Below are 3,808 nucleotides of genomic sequence, written 5' to 3' on the forward strand. Positions count from 1 at the left end.
CTCGTGGTCGGCCAGGACCTGCTCGGCCAGGTCGAGGGCGTCTTGGATGCGTCCGGCATCGCGGTAGGAGTTGGCGAGGTTGTGGCGGGCGTCAAGAGTGTTGGGGTGGTCGTTGCCCAGGAGACGCTCGCGGTCGGCCAGGACCCGCTCACGCAGGTCAAGGGCGTCTTGGATGCGCCCGGCACCACTGTATGAGTTGGTCAGATCGTGGCGGGCGTTGAGGGTGTCGGGGTGGTCTGGGCCGTGGATTTCGTTACTGCGCTGAACCGTTCCCTCGTCGTACTCGATCGCTTGGCGGTAGAGACCTGCCTCTCTGAGGCTGCTGCTGACCAGGCGAATGCACAGGTGAGTGGTGGGCCGCCACAGGGCGGGGTGGGTGTGCTGGTCCAAGTGGACGGTGTTGGCCCGCAGGGTGGCCGACAGCTCCCGATCCTGGTGATCGAGTGCGGGCCAGAGACTGCGGATCGCCTCAGCCGCGGCATGAGCGGTAGCGGGAAGTGCGTGGGACGGAATGGTCTCGCGGACAGCGCGGGCGGTCAGCGCGTGCATCCGCACGGGTGCCGTGTAGGTGTCTTGGGTGGTGAGAGCGTAGGTGCGCAGACATTCCAGTGCGCTGTGGATCTCTGCTTCCGTGACGGCCGGGCGGTGCCGTCGCAGCCGGCGGCGTTGCGGGGGGCGGGTGGTCCGCAGGTGCTCGAGAGCTGGGGGCGTGGTCCACAATCTGGCGGGGTGCCCGAGAGGGTCCATGAGAGAGGCCAGGTGCAGCAGCGGCCGGGCCAAGCGGGTGGTGTCGGCTTCCTCAACGGCTTCGAGGGAGATCAGCAGCGAGGCGGCGACGGGGCGTCCGTAGCCTTCGGTGTCCGCGCTCGGCGGGAGCAGATCGCCCAGTCTGCTATCGGTGTCGCGCAACAGCGTGAGGTAATCGGTCATCGTGCGGCGCTTGTTGATGAGGTAGGCGGCGGCGTGACTGAGCGCGAGCGGCAGATGACCGAGTTCCGCGGCAAGCTCGTCCGCCTGATCGGCATTGTGGAGGTGGGGGTGGCCAGCGTCGGCGAGACGGCGGTGGAGATAGGCGCGGGCCTCCTCCGGTGTGTAGAGGCCCAGTCGGATGAGGGTGCGTCCCCGGCCGCTGAGCTGGGCGTCGTCGCGTCGTGTGGTGGCAAGGACCCAGCCGTTTGCGGCGCCGCTGTCGGGCCACCATTCCTCGACCTGCGCCGGGTCGGTGATGTCGTCCAGCACCACCAGCCACCGCCGCTCTGTGGCCGCGAGCCATTTCAGGAACTCACGGGCCGCCGCAGTGCTGTCATCCTGAGAAACCCCGGGAAGCCGCAGTTGTTCGGCCGCTTCCGCGTAGGCGGTGATGATCTGGTCGGGGTCGTCGGCTCGCGTCCATACCAGAACGTCCAGGCCCGTTCCCTCGGAACGCTCCAGGTCCCGTATATCCCGAGCTAGGGACCCAGCAAGCTGGCTCTTACCCACTCCACCGACCCCCGACAGCACCACTTCACTGCCCTCGGACTGCGCCTCACTCGCCCTCATGCGCATGGTCGTGCGCGGCTGAAAAGCAGCAGCCAGCCGTGGCACACTCCCCACCCACACCGGCCACTCCACCGATCGCCCCGGAACGGGCGGGGGATACACATGCATATCCCCCGCGACCTGGGTGACGTCCCGTTCTGCGCGCGCCTGTTGCCGGATACGGCGCTGTCCCGAACGCTCCACGACTCCCCCCGGTGCCTCAGCTACGGTTTCCGCCGACCTGATCGATGTCACCGCTGCCATCGCTGCGGGCCTTCTGCCGCACGTCCTCGCCCGCCACACCAGCCGGTGCCCCGGCCCCCGTGCTACCCCCTGTCTGCCGAATCCCACCCCGGCCACGCGCCGCTTGCCGAACCCGACGCATCCCGGACCCGCCAGCCTGTGCCCACCAGCCCAGAGCGGCCAGAGCCCCAGCTGCGACTACCCCGGCCACCGGGCCGATCACCTCCCACGGATCGTTGCCCCCGTCTGACAGCACTGCCCACGGCACCGCTACCACAAAGAAAGCTCCCACCGAACCGGCCACCGTCACCAGCCACCGCATCACAGCCCGACCGTCCATCCCCACCCCCAAAGCGACGCCGTCAACTCCCGTGGAACAGACCATGCTCGCACGCGACGCGCAATCAACACCTAGGAGATGAGGGAATCAGAAGAGGGCCACCCAGGGCGACTGTCGCCACCAGGCCGGTAGAACTGCTGCGGACCCGAGCTGCGTTGACGAGGCGAAAGTGCCATGGAATGTCGAACGAGTGCACCCCCGAGACCTTGAGCGGGGGAAAGTCAGCCACGACGGCGGGACAGGCGCCTGAGCACCTGCGCGTGTTTCCCTCAGCCACCCACTGTCATCAGCCACGCTTTCAGGGATGATCTTTGACCCGCAGACGCCTTCCGCGCAGCCCCAGACGGCCACTCGGCGATGGCGGCACCGGCCCGCAGACCGGCACGAGATCGGGCGCCGCGCCACGGGCCTTGGCGGCGGTTTGGTGCACCTGGTCGTGCTCGCGCTTGTGCTGATGAGCGTCCGCCGATGACCGAGCGTGTTGGGCGAAGCAGTCCGGACTTCTGCGACTGGGCAGGCGGGTTCCTGTTCCGGGTTGCGCGCTGAGCGGGCTGGGGGCGGCGCGAGCGGGGCGGAGACAGGAGCGGGCGGCGGCCACGGGCCGCCAGCGCGCGCGGCCCGCGTCAGCGGGCCGCCTTGAGGCGTTCTGTAGGCCGCCGAGGCCGCCGAGGCCGCCGTGGGGGCGATGGTAGTTGTAGTAGTCCTCCCACTCGCGCAGTTTGTCGTTGAAGACCTCGGCGTCGTCGATGATGACGCCTTCGAGGAGCCGGTAGAACTCCTCTGCGTCGATGCGGTGGGAGCGTTCGACCTTGCCGTTCAGCCGCGGGGTGCGGGGCTTGATGTAGGTGTGGGCGATGCCCTTGTCGAGGACGTGCCAGTGGAAGGCGGACTGGAACTCGGCGCCGTTGTCGGTCTGGATGACCTCGACCTGGAACGGCAGGCGTTGGATGACGTAGTCGAGGAACTGGATCGCGGTGGCCTGGTTCAGCGTCGGATAGATCCGCAGCACCCGCAGCCTTGTGCAGTCGTCGATTGCGGTGGACTGGAAGTACTTGTTGCGCCCGCCGCGGCGTCCCTGTGGCATCGAGGCGAGCGGTTCGATGAACTTCACGTCGATCTGCACCCGGTGGCCGGGCAGCTGCTTCTCGTAGCGCTTCCATCTGCGGTCGTGGCGCCTGTAGCGCTGGGAGGCCGGCAGGCGGCCCATGTCCAGGCGGTTCAGGATGCGCCACACGCCCGACTTGCTGATGGTGACGTCGTGGTACCGCTTGAGGTACATGGTGATCTTCTCGGGCCCGAAGTGGTAGTTCTGCCGCAAGTAGATGATCTTCCCGACCACCTCGACGTGGGTCGCGTTCGGCGAGGTCTTCGGCGCCTTGGAGCGGGTGCGCAGACCTTCGACGCCCTCGGCTTCGTAGCGGCGGTACCAGGTGTAGTACGCCTGCCGGCTGATCCCGAAGTACCGGCAGGACATTGCGACGTTCCCGGTGACCTCTTCGACGTGGCGTATGACGGCCAGGCGCCGCTTGGCCTCACGGTCAAGCGGCGGGGTGATGTTGGGCTTCGGCATGTGGATCTCCGTAGTGATCGGAGACCCAGGTGTCAACGATGATCGTCAGTTTTAGAGTGTTGGCGCAGCAGCTCGATGAATGGCCGCACTTGCGTGCGCATTCGACGCGCCGGTCCGGCAGCTTGGGTTCAACTCAC

At 67.5% G+C, this 3,808-nt stretch carries 1 protein-coding gene and 1 pseudogene; both read right to left on the minus strand.

Annotation, left to right across the window (positions count from 1 at the left end; translation table 11 throughout):
• On the minus strand, positions 1 to 1,539 hold a 1,539-nt coding region (locus FGD71_RS35300), incomplete at its 3' end, for a tetratricopeptide repeat protein (RefSeq protein ID WP_162931316.1).
• Between the two features lie 1,185 nt (positions 1,540 to 2,724).
• A pseudogene (locus FGD71_RS35305) lies at positions 2,725 to 3,671 on the minus strand (IS481 family transposase).
• Between the last annotated feature and the right edge of the window lie 137 nt (positions 3,672 to 3,808).

The sequence above is a fragment of the Streptomyces sporangiiformans genome (assembly GCF_005768555.2).
Taxonomy (GTDB): domain Bacteria; phylum Actinomycetota; class Actinomycetes; order Streptomycetales; family Streptomycetaceae; genus Streptomyces; species Streptomyces sporangiiformans.